Annotated in this window: 19 protein-coding genes; 18 read left to right on the top strand and 1 reads right to left on the bottom strand. The window is 40.3% G+C overall.

What is annotated here, in order from left to right:
* Window positions 1-3 precede the first annotated feature (3 nt).
* The 5 genes from ppaX to EV203_RS04675 are packed head-to-tail and all read left to right on the top strand — an operon-like array spanning window position 4 to window position 5341.
* Window positions 4-666: a pyrophosphatase PpaX gene (ppaX, locus tag EV203_RS04695; RefSeq protein WP_041587361.1), complete on the top strand. Its 663-nt coding sequence runs from the start codon at window positions 4-6 to the stop codon at window positions 664-666.
* Window positions 650-1597 carry an AAA family ATPase gene (locus EV203_RS04690; RefSeq protein WP_011026280.1) on the top strand — a complete coding sequence of 316 codons (948 nt, stop codon included), beginning with the start codon at window positions 650-652 and terminating at the stop codon, window positions 1595-1597. The genes ppaX and EV203_RS04690 overlap by 17 nt, the downstream gene beginning before the upstream one ends.
* Window positions 1598-1604: 7 nt before the next feature.
* Complete coding sequence (locus EV203_RS04685) at window positions 1605-2744, top strand: DUF58 domain-containing protein (RefSeq protein WP_243700580.1); 1140 nt, start codon at window positions 1605-1607, stop codon at window positions 2742-2744.
* On the top strand, window positions 2713-4881 hold the full coding sequence (locus EV203_RS04680) for a transglutaminase TgpA family protein (RefSeq protein WP_009610635.1): 2169 nt from the start codon (window positions 2713-2715) through the stop codon (window positions 4879-4881). Before EV203_RS04685 ends, EV203_RS04680 begins: the two co-directional genes overlap by 32 nt.
* 46 nt (window positions 4882-4927) lie before the next feature.
* On the top strand, window positions 4928-5341 hold the full coding sequence (locus tag EV203_RS04675) for a universal stress protein (protein ID WP_011026278.1): 414 nt from the start codon (window positions 4928-4930) through the stop codon (window positions 5339-5341).
* A 12-nt stretch (window positions 5342-5353) separates the two neighbouring features.
* On the opposite strand, the gene EV203_RS04670 is transcribed toward EV203_RS04675, so the two are convergent.
* Window positions 5354-5578: a BON domain-containing protein gene (locus tag EV203_RS04670; protein WP_022587973.1), complete on the bottom strand. Its 225-nt coding sequence runs from the start codon at window positions 5576-5578 to the stop codon at window positions 5354-5356.
* 116 nt (window positions 5579-5694) lie between these two features.
* Here EV203_RS04670 and cdaA point away from each other — a divergent pair, with 116 nt between their 5' ends.
* From cdaA to EV203_RS04605, 13 genes are all read left to right on the top strand, one after another.
* Window positions 5695-6528: a diadenylate cyclase CdaA gene (gene cdaA / locus EV203_RS04665; RefSeq protein WP_009610622.1), complete on the top strand. Its 834-nt coding sequence runs from the start codon at window positions 5695-5697 to the stop codon at window positions 6526-6528.
* Entirely contained in the window at window positions 6518-7708 is a 1191-nt protein-coding gene (locus EV203_RS04660; protein ID WP_009610636.1) for a CdaR family protein, read from the top strand. Before cdaA ends, EV203_RS04660 begins: the two co-directional genes overlap by 11 nt.
* Window positions 7709-7892: 184 nt before the next feature.
* Window positions 7893-8957, top strand: a complete 1065-nt coding sequence (buk, locus tag EV203_RS04655) for a butyrate kinase (protein WP_009610633.1) — start codon at window positions 7893-7895, stop codon at window positions 8955-8957.
* A 12-nt stretch (window positions 8958-8969) separates the two neighbouring features.
* A complete protein-coding gene (gene ptb / locus EV203_RS04650; protein ID WP_009610630.1) occupies window positions 8970-9866 on the top strand; it encodes a phosphate butyryltransferase in 897 nt (298 codons plus the stop codon).
* Window positions 9867-9888: 22 nt separating this feature from the next.
* Entirely contained in the window at window positions 9889-10956 is a 1068-nt protein-coding gene (locus tag EV203_RS04645) for a Glu/Leu/Phe/Val family dehydrogenase (RefSeq protein ID WP_011026276.1), read from the top strand.
* Between the two features lie 38 nt (window positions 10957-10994).
* Window positions 10995-12062, top strand: coding sequence for a Glu/Leu/Phe/Val family dehydrogenase (locus EV203_RS04640; RefSeq protein WP_132039365.1), 1068 nt, complete (start codon window positions 10995-10997; stop codon window positions 12060-12062).
* A 91-nt stretch (window positions 12063-12153) separates the two neighbouring features.
* Window positions 12154-13227, top strand: coding sequence for a butyrate kinase (buk, locus tag EV203_RS04635; protein WP_009610628.1), 1074 nt, complete (start codon window positions 12154-12156; stop codon window positions 13225-13227).
* A gap of 13 nt (window positions 13228-13240) precedes the next feature.
* Window positions 13241-13915, top strand: a complete 675-nt coding sequence (locus EV203_RS04630) for a nucleotide-binding protein (RefSeq protein ID WP_132039363.1) — start codon at window positions 13241-13243, stop codon at window positions 13913-13915.
* 14 nt (window positions 13916-13929) lie between these two features.
* The gene (locus EV203_RS04625) at window positions 13930-14142 is read left to right on the top strand and encodes a 4Fe-4S dicluster domain-containing protein (protein ID WP_011026275.1); all 213 of its coding nucleotides are present in this window, start codon (window positions 13930-13932) and stop codon (window positions 14140-14142) included.
* Between the two features lie 16 nt (window positions 14143-14158).
* Window positions 14159-15226, top strand: coding sequence for a 3-methyl-2-oxobutanoate dehydrogenase subunit VorB (locus EV203_RS04620; RefSeq protein ID WP_132039361.1), 1068 nt, complete (start codon window positions 14159-14161; stop codon window positions 15224-15226).
* Entirely contained in the window at window positions 15227-15976 is a 750-nt protein-coding gene (locus EV203_RS04615; RefSeq protein ID WP_022587965.1) for a thiamine pyrophosphate-dependent enzyme, read from the top strand.
* Window position 15977: 1 nt separating this feature from the next.
* Window positions 15978-16532 (top strand): 2-oxoacid:acceptor oxidoreductase family protein, encoded by a 555-nt coding sequence (locus tag EV203_RS04610; RefSeq protein ID WP_009611237.1) that lies wholly within the window; start codon window positions 15978-15980, stop codon window positions 16530-16532.
* 60 nt (window positions 16533-16592) lie between these two features.
* Window positions 16593-17483, top strand: coding sequence for a bifunctional enoyl-CoA hydratase/phosphate acetyltransferase (locus EV203_RS04605; protein ID WP_132039359.1), 891 nt, complete (start codon window positions 16593-16595; stop codon window positions 17481-17483).
* The last annotated feature ends 4 nt before the right edge of the window (window positions 17484-17487 follow it).

Raw genomic sequence — 17487 nt, 5'->3', positions numbered from 1 at the left:
GTTATGAAGATAACTGCAGTGCTTTTTGACTTAGATGGCACGATAATAGACACAAACCAGCTTATAATAAAATCTTTTGTCTATACTGTAGAAAAGCATTTGGGGTACAAAATTGGGGCTGAGGAGGTAATTCCCTATTTTGGAGAACCTCTGCCTTTGACTTTGCAGAGGTTTAGCAAAGATAAATGGGAAATTATGTTAAAAACTTATAGAGATTACAATGAGAAGTACCACGATAGGTATACTAAAATTAGAGAGGACGTAAAAGAAGTCCTTGCAAGGTTAAAAGAGGAAGGGATAAAAACAGCTGTTGTAACTTCAAAAAGGAGAGAATTAGCAAAAAGGGGTTTGAAGCTTTTTGAGCTAGATAAGTACTTTGACGTACTTGTAGGGCTTGAGGATACAGAAAAGCATAAACCCGAACCTGACCCTGTTTTGAAGGCATTAGAGCTTCTTAAAAGCCCTAGGGAAGAAGCTTTAATGGTAGGAGATAGCCCCTACGACATACTTTCTGCTCGGAGTGCTGGAGTTAGAAGCGTAGCGGTAAAGTGGTCAGTTCTTCCTTTTGAGCTTTTGAAAAAGGAAAAGCCGGATTATTTTATAGAGGACATGTGGCAGCTTTTAAAAATTATTAAAGGATGCGATGAAGATGAGCATGAACAGTAAAGTTGAGAAAATTATAGAAAACATAGAAAAGGTGATAATAGGGAAAAGAGAAGCAGTGGAGCTTGTCATTATAGCTTTGCTGGCAGAAGGGCACGTTTTAATTGAAGATGTGCCGGGGGTTGGGAAAACTTCTCTTGTCAAGGCTCTTGCAAAGTCTATAAATGCAAGCTTTAGGAGGATTCAATTTACTCCTGATTTGGTACCTTCAGACGTAGTGGGAGTGACAGTTTACAATCAGCAAAAAAGGGAATTTGAATTTAAGCCAGGCCCTATAATGAGCAATATAGTCTTAGCAGATGAGATAAACAGGACTTCTCCTAAGACGCAGTCAAGTTTGCTTGAAGCTATGGAGGAAAAGCAGATTACTGTGGATGGAGTCACATATCCTTTGCCGAAACCTTTTATGGTACTGGCTACACAAAATCCGATTGAGTACGAGGGGACTTTTAAGTTGCCGGAGGCCCAGCTTGATAGATTTATGATAAAAATAGAGATAGGCTATCCAAGTGAAGCAGAGGAGCTAGAGATTTTGGCGAATTTTGAAGAAAAAAATCCCTTGGAGGAGCTTAAGCCTGTTGTAAACGCTGAGGAAGTAATAAAAATGCAGGAGGAAGTAAAGAAGGTTTACGTAGAAGACATTGTCAGAAATTATATAGTGAATTTGGTATCGAGCACCAGAAAGAGCAAAGCCATAAGGTTGGGAGCTAGTCCAAGAGCTACTTTGAATCTGATGAGATCAGCTCAGGCAAGAGCTTACTGTCAAGGAAGAGATTATGTACTGCCAGATGATGTAAAAGCTTTAGCGGTTCCAGTGCTATCTCATCGAATCATATTGAGGAATGAGGAAAAGTTTGAAGGGCTTGATGAGAGGATGTTCATAAAAAATATAGTGGATACTACAAAAGTGCCGGTGGTAAGAAGATATGCGTAGTAAATTGATGATTTTTTTCCTTTTGCTTTTGACGCTTACTTTTGCAGTCTTTACTGCAGGTAAAATAATTTTTTTATTGACCTACGAATTTGCTATTTTCATTCTTTTAAATTATCTTTATTTGCGTTATGTTAAAAATTCCCTTGATTTATATATAATAGCTCACGAAGAGAAATTCACTGTAGGAGAAGAGGCGGAATATGAGATAAATCTCATAAATAATAGCTTTTTGCCGGTATTTAATGTAGAAATAAGGGATTACTCTACTGTAAGTGGTAAGTTTGGACTGATGGAGGGCTATTTGGCAAGCTTCAAAAATAAAAAGTTTAAGAAAAAGTTTACACTCCCCAGAAGGGGAATATATTTTGTAGGGCCTTTTGAGTTAAAAATTCAGGACCCTTTTGGAATTTTTACTAGAGTGAAATTTTACGATTTCAAAATAAAATTAAAGGTTTTCCCTAAGGTGAGGGATATAAAGCCTAGTTTAAAGGCGGCCCAACAGCTGGGGATTGTTGAGGCAAAAAACAGAGCCTTTGAAGATTATACCAACATGCTGCAGCTCAGGAAATATGTCCCGGGAGATAGCATTAAAAGAATTCATTGGAAGGTGTCGGCTAAGAAAGGTGAGCTTTACGCTAAAGAGTTTCAGATATCCGCCATGAGTGAGGTTTATTTGCTGTGGGACCTCAATAAAGGCCATTTTTTAGACGATGTAGATGGCAAGCTGGATGAGGAATGTGCTGAATGCATGGTTTCTGTAGCTAAATACTGCCTTCTTGCTGGAATTCCCGTGAATTTGCTTGATTATCCTTCAGGGCAAGTTCAGGTGAGAGGGCGGACTATAAGGGATTTTGGAGCTTTTATGGAAGCGAGTATTAAGAATTTTCCTGTCTACGATAAGGGCATATTAGATTTTGAAGGATTAGATGTGGTTATCCCTAAGGATGCAACTCTTGTCTTAATAACGCCCTATCTTGACAGCTTTGTTTTAAATAAGTTACATGAACTTCAAGATACAGGAGTAGAAGTGCTCATTTACTATGTAAATGATTATGGAAAAATTAAGGACAAGATTGATAAGATAAGAGTAGGAATGGTATTTTGGAGGCATAAAAATGGGGAGAAGGTTAAAGGAAGTTTTGTATGAATATTCCATTAATATAGCTTTGTCTTTAGTCGTGGTTTTTTCAGCTCTTGAGGGGTTTAAATTTCATTTTCCTTGGTTTTATGTCTTTCTGCTGACAGCAGTTTCTACGATCTTTTTCCTTTTTTTGTTAAAAAGGCCTTTGCTCATAGTCCTTTTGCTGATTATAATTCTTATAGGAGATTTTGCCCTCTTTTTCGGTTATAGGGATATTTTGGTGAGTATATTTCTTTACATTGAAGGTTTTGTCAAATGGATAAACGCATACATGAATTACGCGCCTTCTTCACCTGCTTTTAGCGCCCTTACAGAGAAGTACAAAGTCTTTACATTATTTGTAACTGTAGGAATTGTGACTTTTTTAATAAGCGCGATGAATGGTTTGATGAGAAGCTGGTTTTTAACGTTGCTTTCAGGTATGATATTTTTTGTAGTTCAATGGTACAACTATGTGGATAAAGCCTATTTTTACTTGATGGTTTATGTGCTCCTTTGCTTTACTGACATAGGGGTTAAAAATTATTTCAGGAAAAACGGCTTGAGGGGTCCTCTTTCTGCTTTTTTGGCTATTGTGATGCTTTTCTCTTCCATAAGCGCTTTTGGCGCTGAACTTATGCCAAAGGCCTTTAGCCCTTTGAAATGGGATAGATTAGAAAACTGGTTTTACGATACTTTTCCGTTTACAAGGGAATGGAGGAATGGGGAGGGAAAACCCAAAGGGACTCCTGCAGAAGATGTTTTTGTGTCTTTTGCAAGTGACTTAGGGGGAGCCGCAAAAGTTTCAAACTCTGTAGTGATGGAAGTGGAGACAAAAGAAAGCACTTATTTGAGGGGGATGGTGTATGACCAGTATGTCACCTCTCCTTCAGGGAAAAGCAGATGGACAAATTATGTTCAGCAGTATCGCTATGAGAATGTAGGTGGTGTGATTCCAGTTACTTTTAGCAGGAATGTCAAGTACCAAATAAAGAGTCTAAAAATTATTCCTGTAAATATCAAATCGGACATTCTGTTTTCTCCATGGCAACCTTATAAATTGAGCGACAGTTTTTACTATGAAGAAGAAAATCTTAATTTAAAGGCAAAAACTTCCCATGCCACAGGAGAGCCTTACTTTGTAATATATTTGACTCCATCGATAGATTTAAAAGACTTAAAAGAAAAAGGAAGTACGAGTTTGAGTGAGGAAGAAAGGAAAAGATATCTTTCTTATCCTTCTAATCTTCCTGAAAGAGTGAAAGAACTGGCTTATTCCCTCACGAAGGATAAGCAAAATCAGTACGATAAAGTAAAGGCGGTAGAAGAGTATTTGAGGAAATTTCCATATTCTCTCGATGTTCCCCCTACGCCGCCAGGCAGAGACTTTGTGGATTATTTTCTCTTTGACCTCAAAAAAGGCTACTGCACTCACTACGCTACGGCTATGGCTGTTATGCTGAGAACCGTAGGAATTCCTACAAGATATGTAGTAGGGTTTAAACTGCCGCCTGCTCCAGATAAAAATGGGAAATATATAGTGACAACAGCAGATGCGCATGCGTGGGTAGAAGTCTATTTTGATGACTACGGATGGGTTACTTTTGAGCCAACGCCTCATTATCCTTCTATCGAATTTCCTATCTTTTTATCCTCTACATCTTCTGATTTGCCTAAAGAGGATATTTTGCCTGACAACAGAAGGGAAGAGGACTTTAAAAATATTGAGGAAGGGATGAGCCAGAGCGAGAAGGTGACAGGTAGTGAAAATGCGCCAGTAGATAAAAAGAAAGAGATTAAATTGATAGAAGTTTTAGGGGCTTTTCTATTGATAATGGCATCTAGTATATTTGCATTGTACTTTAAAAAGAAAAAAACTCTGGATAAGGACGAAAAGTATCTCGTTATATATTACTATGACAAAATAGTAAGAAAGCTTTCTAAAAGAGGATTCACAATGAGGGATTCGGAGACGACTTTGGAGTATCAGGAGCGCGTTGCAAAAGAAGGGTATAAAGATTTTGAGCAAATTACCAGAATATACAATAAAACCGTGTACGGTTCTAAGAGACCGAGTTTAGAAGAAATAAAAAGAATGAAGGAGTTTTTTGACAGTTTAAAGAAGGAAAGGAAATTTGACATAAAGAGAATCCTTCGCATATAATTAATTATAGAAGGGCAAATATGTGCCTGAAAGGGGTTTTTTAAAGATGGTACTTAGTTACGAGCCTAGCGTGAAGAGCAGAATCATGGTGTGTATAACACCTCAGAAGAGCTCACGCAGGCTTGTGGAAAGAGGTGCCCAGAGGGCAAAAGAGACCAATGGTGAGTTTTGCGTTGTATACGTTAACAAAAACAGCGATATCTCACAGGATTTAAAAGAAAATGAAGTCTTACTTGAGCTTTTTGATATGGCTCAAAAACTCGGAGGAAGAGTGTCAATTCTAGTTGGAAAGAAAATTTCAAAAACTCTTGCGGAATTTGCAAGAGAGAATAACATAACTGAGATAATAGTCGGAAAGTCCTTAAGGTCTGCACTGGATGTGATACTACATGGGGATGTCGTAAATCCCTTAAAAAAAGAAGCAATGAAAAATAACATAAGGGTAGAAGTCATAGAATAGCTTCTATGACTTCTACCTGATTTTTACTTCATCAATTACTTTTTTTACTCCTTCTACGCTCTCTGCAATTTGACTGAGCAATTTTTTCTCCTCTAAATTTTTTACATATCCTTCCAAGGTTATGACACCGTTGTTTGCTGTTATGATTAGATCTGGAAGATTTAGGTCATAGCGGGAAAGCTTTTGTATTACAGAATTTACAAGAAGGTCATCTTTTCCTCCTTTGCTTGAGTTCATCCTTACCCTCCTCTTTTCCCTTTAAAATAATTTTCCCAGCTAAATTATTTTTTATCCAAATTTGTTGTATAATTAATATGAGTAGCTCATTACAAAAGCTTTGTGAGGTGAATTTTTTGTTCACTGGACTTATAGATATAATCAAGACAATGAGGATTAACGATATAGTGGATATATTGATAATAGCCTATGTCCTTTACCGGCTTATACTTGTCATCCACAAGACAAGAGCGGAGCAACTTTTGAAAGGGCTTGCTGTTTTGATAATAATTACAAAATTAAGTGAGTGGTTACAGCTTCGAACAGTGAATTACATCTTGAGAAATGCTATGACTGTCGGAGTCATTGCTCTTTTGATTGTGTTTCAGCCTGAGCTCAGAAGAGGGCTGGAGTCTTTGGGTAGGAGCGGCTTTTTAGGAAAGAATTTTTTCTTTTTCAATGAGGACGAGAAGGACATGTCTGAGGTAATAGGGGAAATATGCGATGCGGTTCAGTACCTTTCCAGGTCTAAAATAGGAGCTCTTATTGTGATTGAAAGGGAGACAGGGCTTAATGAGATAATTGAGACTGGAATAGCGATGGATTCTAAAATTTCCAGTGAGCTTCTGATAAATACTTTTATTCCAAATACTCCCTTGCACGATGGAGCAGTTATTATAAGAGGAGACAGGATTATGGCAGCGGGATGTTTTCTGCCTCTTACGGACAACCAGAATTTGAGCAGTGAACTGGGGACAAGGCACAGGGCTGGTTTAGGCGTTACAGAAATTTCTGATGCCATTGCCATAATTGTGTCTGAAGAAACAGGCATTATTTCACTTGCTCAAAACGGAAGGCTTTCTCGCCATCTGGACCCGAAGACTTTAAAAGAGGTTTTGTCTAGCATTTTGGACGTGAAGGAAAATAAGAAGCCTGTTTGGAGAAAATGGGGGAACAAACATGCTGACTAAAAATTTTACTATAAAGCTCCTGTCGCTGATACTGGCTTTTTTATTATGGCTTTATGTGATGGGGGAAGAAAATCCGGAAATTCCTTATGAGATTAGCAATGTCCCTGTAAAGTTAGTAAATGTGGATACTCTTGAGAAAAAGGGTTTGACTTTGCTTGAGGAAAAGGGATATACGGTGAATGTGAAGGTGAGAGGGAGAAGAAGCGACGTATTAAACATAGCCGCTCAAAATATAAGTGCTTATGCGGATTTGAGCCGTGTGACCTCTAAAGGAATAAATGTAATCCCTGTGAGGATAGAGGGGCTTCCCAAAAATGTCTCTTTAGTTTCTGTAATTCCTCCCGAGATAAAAGTAGATGTGGACACTATTGCCAAAATTCAGATGCCTGTTACGGTAAAGATAGTGGGAAATGTGATGGATGGATATGCTATGCAGCCGGCGGTTCCGACTCCTGGCGAAGTGATGGTGGTAGGACCAGAGAGCAAAGTAAATCTTGTAAAAAATGTGATTGCACAGGTGAATGTCTCCTACAAAAAAGAGGATATTAAGATATCTGTCCCAGCTGTGGCTGTAGATAGGGAAGGCAAGGAGATAAAAGGGGTTACAGTTACACCAAATCTTGTGGAAGTTTACATTCCGGTAAACAAATCAATAAGAGTTCCAGTGACTCCTAAAATATTTGGCAAACCTCAGGAGGGCTATGTAGTTGCTTCTGTAAATGTTCTTCCAGAGTATGTATACATCACTGGAGATGAGGATGTCCTTAATACCATAAAGTCCATAAGCACAAAACAGATAGATATAACGGGTCTGACAGGACCTGTCACTGAGACGGTGCCTTTTGATTTGCCTGATGGAGTAAAGCTTGTAAAGAGTGACATAACTGCTAAAGTATATATAGATATACAAAAATTGGCTACAAAAGATGTGACTATAACCAATGTAGAAGTGAAAGGGGCAGAGGGTAAGAGTGTAACAGTCCAGAATCCAGAAGTAGTTGTTACAATTTCAGGGCCTGAAAGTGTTGTTGCAGGAGCTACTTCTACAGATTTCACGGCTTACGTCGATGCTTCAAATTTATCTCCTGGTAATTATACTCTGACAGTTAATGTAAATACTAAGCTGAATGTCAATATAATTAAAATTCGCCCTGAAAAAGTTAGTGTGACAATTCAGTAGGCGGGAGTTCCCCGCCTATCAATTTTTCCAAAAATCTATCAATTCCACAAAATATAAAGTTGTTATAAAAAAATTTTAATCAAAAAGAAGGATTTTTGACAAATGTGTAGAATTAAAATATTGTAAGGATAAAAATTTTTTAAGACACTCAAAAAATGTTTGGCGAAAGGGCGGGTGAAGCCTGTTGTTCAAGGTATTGGTCATCAATCCAGGTTCTACTTCCACCAAAGTAGCTCTTTATGAAGACGAGAAGGAAATAGTGCGTTCTGACATCACCCATGATGTAGAAACTCTCAAGAACTATAAAAGTGTGATTGAGCAGTTGGATTTGAGGTTAGAAGCGATAAACAAATGGCTAAGTGAGAATGGCATTAAAGTTCTGGAATTATCTGCTATTGTGGTGAGGGGTGGTTTGATAAAGCCAGTCCAAAGTGGTACCTACGTTGTAAACGATATTATGCTGGAAGATTTAAGAAAAGGGGTAGGAGGGGAACATCCTTCAAATCTAGGCGGAATAATTGGAAGGGCTCTGGCAGACCCATACGGGATACCTGTTTATACTCTCGACCCTGTGGCAGTAGACGAAATGGAAGATGTGGCGAGAATTTCAGGTCTCCCAGAGCTTCCCAGAAAGAGCCAATCTCATGCTCTAAACATTAAAGCCTGCATACACAGGTATGCGAGGGAAAACAATTTAAAAGAAGAGGAACTTAATATGATTGTGGCTCACATGGGAGGAGGAATTTCTGTAGCAGCTATAAAGGGAGGTAGGATTGTTGATGTAAACAATGCAAATCAAATGGGGCCTTTTTCACCTGAGAGGACTGGAAGTTTGCCTTCCATGAAGGTCGTAGAGATGTGTTATTCAGGAAAATACACTTTGGAAGAGATGAAGAAAAAAATTGTCGGAATGGGAGGACTCGTGGCGCATCTTGGTACCAACGATGCCAGAGAAGTGGTAAAAAGAATAGAAGCTGGGGATAAAAAAGCTAAGCTAGTTTTTGAAGCTATGGCTTATCAGATTGCGAAAGAGATTGGCAGGATGGCTGCGGTGTTAAAAGGAGATGTTAAGACAATTATTTTAACTGGGGGGCTTGCTTATTCCAAACCCTTGATAGAGATAATAATTGACATGGTAGGCTTTATCGCTCCAATCACTTTATATCCCGGTGGAGACGAGATGGAGGCTTTAAGAGATGGAGCTTTAAGAGTGTTAAGAGGGCAGGAAACTCCAAAAATTTATGGCTGATGGGGTGTTGGTATGAGGACCTTTGCTGAACTTTACGAGCATGTGAAAAATTTGCCGCCAAAAGTTATAGCTGTGGCTCAGGCAGCTGATGAAGATGTGTTGGAAGCGATTAAAGAGGCTCATGAAAAGGGAATAGTGAGGGCTATTTTGGTTGGAGACAAGGAAAAGATTGAAAGAATTGCTTCCTCTATAGGGATGTCTTTGAAAGACCATGAAATAGTCGAGGCGAAAAGCAACTTAGATGCCTGCCGCGAAGCAGTGAGGCTTGTGAGCGAAGGCAAAGCTGATATACTGATGAAGGGACTTGTGCAGACAGCAGAAATACTGAGGGTAGTTCTGGATAAAGAAATAGGTCTGAGGACAGGCAGGACTTTAAGCCATGTAGCTGTGTTTGAGTCGCCCTACAACAGGCTTATACTTCTTACAGATGCGGCAATGAACATTGCACCGGACTTAAAAGTCAAGATAGACATAATTTTGAATGCTATAGATGTTGCAAGGCAGATTGGAATTGATGCGCCAAGAGTCGCTATATTGGGAGCTGTAGAAACTGTAAACCCAGATATGCAGGCAACACTTGATGCGGCTATACTGTCAAAGATGAGCGAAAGAGGGCAAATAAAAGGGGCTATAATAGATGGACCGTTGGCTTTAGATAATGCTCTGTCTGTTGAGGCTGCCCGCCATAAAGGCATAGTGAGTCCTGTTGCTGGAAATGCTGACATACTGGTAGTTCCTGATATAGAAGCAGGGAATATACTTTATAAGGCTATTACTTATATAGCTCAAAGAAAGATAGCAGGAATAATAATGGGTGCAAAGAAGCCTATTGTACTGACTTCAAGAGCTGATTCCAGCGATGCAAAATTTAATTCCATAATGCTGGCTTCTCTCGCTTCTAATGTTTAAAAAATTTACTGGGGGGTTATTTATGAAAATTTTTGAGCGGATGGAAGTCAAGGATTATGAAAACGTAATTTTTTGTCATGATAAAGCGTCGGGTTTAAAAGCAATAATTGTAATTCACGATACAACTTTAGGCCCAGCTCTTGGCGGAACTAGGATGTGGATGTACAATACAGAGGAAGAGGCTCTGGAAGATGCTTTAAGGCTTGCAAGGGGAATGACATATAAAAACGCTGCCGCAGGCTTAAACTACGGAGGAGGGAAGGCAGTAATAATAGGCGATCCTAGAAAAGATAAATCAGAAGCCCTCTTTAGAAGTTTTGGAAGGTATATAGAAGCTCTGAAAGGACGCTTTATAACAGGTGAGGACGTGGGGATCACTGTCCAGGACGTTGAATACATGAGGTATGAGACAAAGCACGTGGTTGGCCTTGCTGAGACCAGCGGAGACCCGTCGCCTGTCACTGCTTACGGAGTGTACAGAGGTATGCAGGCAGCTGCTGAAGAAGTGTTTGGGACTTCCGACTTAAAAGGCAAAAAAGTAGCCATACAGGGTGTTGGAAAAGTTGGCTATACTCTTGCTAAATATCTTAATGAAGCTGGAGCGAAAATAATTGTCACTGATATATTTGAAGATAATGTAAAGAGGGTTGTGGAAGACTTCGGAGCAGAATATGTGAAGCCAGAGGAAATATACGGAGTAGACTGCGATATTTTTGCTCCTTGCGCATTGGGCGGAGTCATAAACGATGAAACAATACCGCAGCTCAAGTGCAAAATCATAGCAGGTTCTGCCAACAATCAATTGAAAGAAGAAAGGCATGGGGACATACTGCAGGAAAAAGGTATTCTTTACGTGCCTGACTATATAATAAACGCGGGCGGAGTTATAAACGTGGCTGATGAGTTAGAACCCTCAGGCTACAACAGGGAAAGGGCTTTGAGGAAGGCTTCCATGATATACGACACGATAAAGAGCGTAATTAAAAAGTCAAAAGAAGAAAACATACCCACCTACAAAGCTGCTGATAGAGTAGCAGAGGACAGAATTAAAGCGATTGCTGCAATAAAGACGAATTACATTTTGAAATAATTTAAGAATTAAAAAAATAAAAACAGGGAGGAGATTTTATGGAGATTTTCAAAATAATGGAGAAATATGATTACGAGAATGTAGTGCTCTGCTATGACAAAACATCAGGGCTTAAAGCCATCATCGCCATTCACGACACTACTTTGGGGCCTGCTTTGGGCGGTTGCAGGATGTGGACTTATGATTCAGAGGAAGACGCTATAAATGATGCTTTAAGACTTGCAAGAGGCATGACGTACAAAAACGCTGCTGCAGGACTTAATCTAGGCGGAGGAAAAGCTGTAATAATAGGGAATCCAAGGACTGACAAATCAGAAGCTTTGTTTAGAAGCTTTGGAAGGTATGTAGAATCTTTGAAGGGAAGGTACATCACTGCTGAAGATGTGGGGACAAACGTGAAAGACATGGAGTATATAAGGTATGAGACAAAATACGTAGCAGGGCTTCCTGAGACGAGTGGAGACCCATCACCTTTCACAGCCTATGGAGTTTACAGGGGGATGCAGGCAGCTGCTGAAGAAATTTTTGGCACTTCAGATTTGAGAGGTAAAGTCGTTGCAATTCAGGGCATAGGAAATGTGGGATATCACCTTGCTAAATATCTCTATGAGGCAGGTGCTAAGCTCATTGTGACAGATATATTTGAAGAAAATGCAAAAAGAGCTGTGGAAGAGTTTGGAGCAGAGTATGTAAAACCAGATGAAATATATGGCGTGGAGTGCGATATATTTGCTCCTTGCGCACTAGGTGCCATAATAAATGATGAGACAATACCGCAGCTTAAATGCAAGATTGTCGCTGGTTCAGCTAATAACCAGTTGAAGGAAGAAAGTCACGGAGATATCCTCCAGCAAAAGGGAATTCTCTATGTTCCTGACTATATAATAAATGCCGGTGGAGTTATAAACGTAGCTGATGAGCTCAATCCTTCAGGCTACAACAGGGAAAGGGCTATGAGGAAAGTCTCCATGATATACGATACAGTGAAAAAGGTCATTGAAAAGGCTAAAAAGGAAAATGTTCCCACCTATGTGGCAGCTGACAGGGTAGCAGAAGAGAGAATAAAGACTATAGCTGCTGTAAAAGACAACTATATCGTAAGATAATGTTAATCTGAGGAAAGGCAAGAATTCCTTGCCTTTCCTCAGATTTGGATAAAGAAGCCATGTGTACTATAATAGTATTAGAGGTGGAGGGATGGGGTTGGCTTTAATTTTAGTAATAAACCCTGGTTCTACTTCAACGAAAGTGGCAGTTTTTAGGGACAAAGAGCCTGTCTTTACAGAGACTTTGAGGCATTCGACAGAGGAATTGAGCAAATACAAGAGAATAATTGACCAGTTTGAATTCAGGACACAAGCTATCCTTGATATGTTGAAAGAAAAAGGTATTTCTCTATCTCAAATTGATGCAATTGTAGGAAGAGGAGGACTTTTAAAGCCCATAGAGAGTGGGACCTACATTGTGAATGAAAAAATGCTGGAAGATTTGAAAAAGGCTGAAAGAGGTGAACACGCTTCTAATTTGGGAGCTATTATCGCCTACACTTTGGCAAAAGAGCACAACATCCCTGCCTATATAGTGGACCCTGTAGTGGTAGATGAGCTTGAAGATGTAGCGAGAATTACTGGTTTGCCGGAGATTGAGAAACAGAGCATTTTCCACGCCTTAAACCAAAAGGCAATTGCTCGCCGCTTGGCATCTGATTTGGGCAAAAGGTACGATGAGGTAAACCTTATAATAGCGCACCTTGGGGGTGGTATTTCAGTAGGTGCCCATAGAAAAGGAAGGGTAATAGACGTGAATGACGCTCTAAACGGAGAAGGGCCATTTTCCCCCGAAAGGGCAGGGGGGTTACCTGTTCTAGATCTAGTCAAACTTTGCTACAGTGGGAAGTACACTTTTGAGGAGATGAAGAAAAAGCTTATAGGAAAAGGCGGAATAGTGGCACATTTGGGTACAAATGATGTGAGAGAAGTTTACAAAATGATTGAGAATGGGGATAAAAATGCTGAACTCATTTTGGACGCCATGGCGTATCAGACGGCAAAAGAAATAGGGTCAATGGCTGTCGTTTTAAAAGGGAAAGTGGATGCCATAGGGATTACTGGCGGAATTGCTCATAATGAGGATTTTGTGAGGAGGATAAGGGAAAGGGTGGAGTTTATAGCGCCTGTGTATGTATACCCTGGAGAGGACGAAATGCTGGCTTTGGCAGAGGGAGCATACAGGGTTTTGACAGGCGAAGAGAATCCAAAAACATACAGTTAAAGGATGAGGTCAGATGGATTTTAAAAGGCTGACGATTGTAGTAGGGCACTACGGCAGTGGTAAGACTGAGATTTCGATAAACTATGCTGTTTACATCAGGCAAATGGGAAAAGAAGTTGAGATTGTCGATTTGGATGTAGTGAATCCCTATTTTAGGTCGAGAGAAGTGAGGAAAGAGCTTTTAGAAAAATGGGGAATTAAGGTAGTAGGAGTTGAGGAGAAGTACGTAAATGCTGATGTCCCGGTGATTTCGCGCACTGTCTATGGTGCCTTATACAGCACAGAAAAACATGCTGTGTTTGACGTGGGAGGAGATGATGTAGGGGCAATGCCTCTGGGGCAGTACAGGCACATAATATATGAACAGGACCCCGAAGTCTTGTTGGTAGTGAATGTAAACAGACCCTTTACAAAAGATGCTGATTCAGTCATTAGGTATTTAAAGGCGATAGAAGAGGCTTCAAAGATTAAGGTGACCCATTTAGTGAACAATACTCATATGTCTTATGAGACGACAGTTGATGATGTCTTGAAAGGATTAGAGGTTGTGGAAGAGGTCTCTAGTAAGACAGGCATTCCTATAAAAATGGTAACTGTAAAAAGAGACCTGGTAAATCTTCTTCCGCAGATTGATTATCCTGTCTTTCCTTTAGACCTTTATATGAAAACTCCATGGGATAAAATGTGAGAGGAGGAATTTATGTGGCAAAGGTTATTTTCAACGAGGATTTGTGCAAGGGCTGTGAGCTCTGTGTAAATGCTTGTCCCAAAAAGATAATTGAGATGGACTTGAGCAAGATAAACACAAAAGGGTATCATCCTGCCACTATAAAACCAGAAAACATGGACAAATGTATAGCTTGTGGCTTTTGCGCTATGATGTGCCCTGATGTGGTGATAACAGTTATAAAGTAAATGGAGGGGAGAGAAGATGGCAAAGGTTTTAATGAAGGGTAATGAAGCTATGGCAGAAGCTGCTATTCAGGCGGGGTGTAGGTATTATTTTGGATACCCCATAACTCCGCAGAACGAAGTCACAGAGTACATGTCAAAGAGAATGCCGGAGGTTGGCGGAGTATTTTTGCAGGCAGAGAGCGAAGTGTCTGCTATAAACATGGTTTACGGCGCAGGTGGAGCAGGAGCTCGCGTTATGACTTCTACCAGCGGACCTGGACTTAGCCTTATGCAGGAGGGAATTTCATATCTAGCCGGCGCTCAGATACCTTGTGTGATAGTCAATATAATGAGAGGCGGTCCTGGACTTGGAAATATTCAGGGAGCACAGAGTGACTATTTTCAGTCTGTAAAAGGTGGTGGACATGGAGACTACAAGTTAATAGTTCTTGCACCTTCTACCATTCAAGAGATGGCAGACCTCGTGCAAGAGGCATTTGACATAGCGGATGACTACAGGAATCCCGTTGTAATTCTCGGAGATGGTATGCTGGGACAGATGATGGAACCAGTTGATTTTGACAACGTGAAAAAGACGAGAAGAAATCTTCCTGAAAAGACATGGGCGACTACAGGAAGAGGAAACAGGGAACACAGGAATGTGATAAATTCCCTTTATATTGACCCACCTGTTTTAGAAAAGCACAATTACGTGCTTTTTGAGAAATATAAAAGAGCCGAGCAGAATGAAGTAAGATATGAGATGGTCAACTGTGATGACGCAGAAGTTATTTTAGTTGCTTACGGTACTATGGCAAGGGTTGCTAAAAACGTGATGAACATTGCAAGGCGCGAAGGGTATAAAGTAGGGCTCATAAGGCCGATTTCCTTGTGGCCTTTCCCGAAGGAACCTTTCAAAAAGACAGTAGATCAGGTAAAAGGTTATCTGGTAGTTGAGATGAGTATGGGACAGATGGTAGAAGATGTTCAACTGGCTACTGAGTGCAAGAAGCCTGTACACTTCTACGGAAGACCTGCAGGAATGATACCAGAGCCTTCCGTAATGCTTGAGAAAATTAAACAGATTGCAGGAGGTGCAAGATAAATGGCAGTGGTATTTGAAAAAACAAAGGGATTGACAGATGTTCCTTTTTCCTATTGTCCGGGCTGTACTCACGGGATAATTCACAGGTTAGTGGCTGAAGCAATGGAAGAATTGGGGGTTTTGGATAAAGCGATAGGGGTTGCCTCAGTAGGGTGTTCTGTGTTTGCATATGAATTTTTCAACTGCGACATGCAGCAGGCAGCTCACGGGAGAGCTCCAGCTGTTGCTACTGGAATAAAGAGAGTTCATCCCGACAAAGTGGTGTTTACCTATCAAGGGGATGGAGACCTAGCAGCAATTGGTACAGCAGAAATAGTTCACGCCGCTGCCAGAGGAGAGAAAATAACAGTTATTTTTGTGAATAATGCCAATTATGGAATGACAGGAGGGCAGATGGCTCCTACGACATTGGTAGGACAGAGGACTACCACTACTCCATACGGCAGAAAGCCAGAGGTAAACGGTTATCCAATAAGAGTGAGTGAAATGCTCTCAACTTTAGATGGCGCAGCTTATATAGAGAGAGTGGCTGTGTATGATGTAAAACACATCATGCAGGCAAAGAAGGCTATAAAGAACGCATTCTTGGCTCAGATTCAGAACAAGGGATTTTCACTGGTGGAAGTGCTTTCTACCTGCCCTACTAACTGGGGAATGACTCCTGTAGAGGCTTTAAAATGGGTGAAAGACCATATGGAACCTTATTATCCGTTAGGTGTTTACAAGAACACCTTAGAGGAGGTTAAATAAAATGGAAGAAAGAATAATTTTTGCTGGTTTTGGAGGGCAAGGAGTCCTTACAATGGGGCTCATAATAACCTATGCTGGAATGTTAGAAGGAAAAAATGTCTCATGGACTCCTTCCTACGGACCTGAGATGAGAGGCGGTACAGCTAACTGTAACGTTACTGTTTCTGACGATGAAGTGGGTTCACCCGTAATTATAGAAGCTACTTCTGTGGTAGTGATGAACAGACCTTCCTTGGACAAATACGAGTCCTATGTAGTACCTGGGGGAAAACTTTTTGTGAACACTTCTCTGGTAGATAGGAAGCCCCAGAGAAAAGATATAGAGGTTTATGAAGTGCCTGCTAATGAGATTGCAAGCGAGCTAGGCAATCTGAAAGTGGCCAACATGGTGATGCTCGGAGCATTTGTGGAAGCTACAAAGGTTGTAAAGATGGAAACAGTTCTTAAGGCTTTGCCGGAAGTCTTTGGAAAAGGGAAAGAACATATGATGGCTATCAACGAGAAAGCTCTGGAAAAAGGAGCAGAATTGATAAGAAACATGGTTTCCACAAAATAGAGTATTTTAGGCAGGGGACTTCCCCTGCCTAAAGGCTTATTCTAGCAAAGGGGTGGGAATTTGAAGAAGCTCAGTGAAATTTTTGAAAAAGCAAGAGGGGCAAATAAAAAGTTTAGCGTTGCTGGAGCAGAGGATGTGGAAGTGCTTTTAGCCTGTGATGCCGCTAAAAAAGAAGGAATAGGTATTCCTGTTTTAGTAGGAGATAAAGAAAAAATTATTAAAATTTCAAAGGAAGCTAACATATTCCTTGAGGGTTATGAAATAATAGATGAAAAGGACGAAGCAGAAAAGTGTAAAAAAGCAGTTTTGGAAGTAAGAGAAGGCAGAGCTTCTTTTGTCATGAAAGGACTTGTACCTACTGCTACTCTTTTAAAAGCTGTGCTTGACAGTGAAACTGGTATAAGAGGAGAGGGACTTTTAAGCCATGTGATGGTGTATGAAATTCCAGCATATCACAAATTGCTTCTTTTGACAGATGGAGGAATGAACATAAGTCCAACTCTAGAGGAGAAAGTTGCGATATTGAAAAATGCCATCAAAGTGGCAAAAACTTTGGGTATAGAAAATCCAAAGACTGCTTGTCTTTCTGCTGTAGAAGTAGTAAATCCCAAAATGCCATCAACTGTTGAGGCTGCAAAGTTAAAAGAGCTAAATCAAAAGGGAGAGATAGAAGGCATAGTAGATGGGCCTTTAGCTTTTGACCTTGCTGTAAGCAAAGAAGCGGCAGAACACAAAGGGGTAAAGAGTGAGGTTGCAGGGGATGCTGATATTTTGCTTGTGCCTTTTATAGAAGTCGGCAACGCTTTAGGGAAAAGCTTTACTTACTTTGCGAAAGCTAGAAGTGCGGGAATTGTGGTGGGAGCTAAAGCGCCTATTGTATTGGTTTCCAGAGCTGATTCTCATGAAGACAAGTTAAATTCTATAGCTTTGGCTTGCAGTGTCTCTATTTAAAAAT

This window comes from Caldanaerobacter subterraneus, assembly GCF_004345675.1.
Lineage (GTDB): Bacteria > Bacillota > Thermoanaerobacteria > Thermoanaerobacterales > Thermoanaerobacteraceae > Thermoanaerobacter > Thermoanaerobacter subterraneus.
This window is presented reverse-complemented; position numbering and strand designations above follow the sequence as displayed.

Excerpts from the sequence above, each read along its gene's own strand:
- EV203_RS04690 (WP_011026280.1), top strand. The coding sequence starts at position 650 with ATGAGCATGAACAGTAAAGTTGAGAAAATTATAGAAAACATAGAAAAG.
- EV203_RS04680 (WP_009610635.1), top strand. The coding sequence starts at position 2,713 with ATGGGGAGAAGGTTAAAGGAAGTTTTGTATGAATATTCCATTAATATA.
- EV203_RS04610 (WP_009611237.1), top strand. The coding sequence starts at position 15,978 with ATGGAAGAAAGAATAATTTTTGCTGGTTTTGGAGGGCAAGGAGTCCTT.
- EV203_RS04670 (WP_022587973.1), bottom strand. The coding sequence starts at position 5,578 with ATGAACTCAAGCAAAGGAGGAAAAGATGACCTTCTTGTAAATTCTGTA.
- EV203_RS04640 (WP_132039365.1), top strand. The coding sequence starts at position 10,995 with ATGGAGATTTTCAAAATAATGGAGAAATATGATTACGAGAATGTAGTG.
- EV203_RS04620 (WP_132039361.1), top strand. The coding sequence starts at position 14,159 with ATGGCAAAGGTTTTAATGAAGGGTAATGAAGCTATGGCAGAAGCTGCT.
- EV203_RS04645 (WP_011026276.1), top strand. The coding sequence starts at position 9,889 with ATGAAAATTTTTGAGCGGATGGAAGTCAAGGATTATGAAAACGTAATT.
- EV203_RS04685 (WP_243700580.1), top strand. The coding sequence starts at position 1,605 with ATGATTTTTTTCCTTTTGCTTTTGACGCTTACTTTTGCAGTCTTTACT.
- ptb (WP_009610630.1), top strand. The coding sequence starts at position 8,970 with ATGAGGACCTTTGCTGAACTTTACGAGCATGTGAAAAATTTGCCGCCA.
- EV203_RS04660 (WP_009610636.1), top strand. The coding sequence starts at position 6,518 with ATGCTGACTAAAAATTTTACTATAAAGCTCCTGTCGCTGATACTGGCT.
- buk (WP_009610628.1), top strand. The coding sequence starts at position 12,154 with ATGGGGTTGGCTTTAATTTTAGTAATAAACCCTGGTTCTACTTCAACG.
- EV203_RS04675 (WP_011026278.1), top strand. The coding sequence starts at position 4,928 with ATGGTACTTAGTTACGAGCCTAGCGTGAAGAGCAGAATCATGGTGTGT.
- ppaX (WP_041587361.1), top strand. The coding sequence starts at position 4 with ATGAAGATAACTGCAGTGCTTTTTGACTTAGATGGCACGATAATAGAC.
- EV203_RS04615 (WP_022587965.1), top strand. The coding sequence starts at position 15,227 with ATGGCAGTGGTATTTGAAAAAACAAAGGGATTGACAGATGTTCCTTTT.
- EV203_RS04630 (WP_132039363.1), top strand. The coding sequence starts at position 13,241 with ATGGATTTTAAAAGGCTGACGATTGTAGTAGGGCACTACGGCAGTGGT.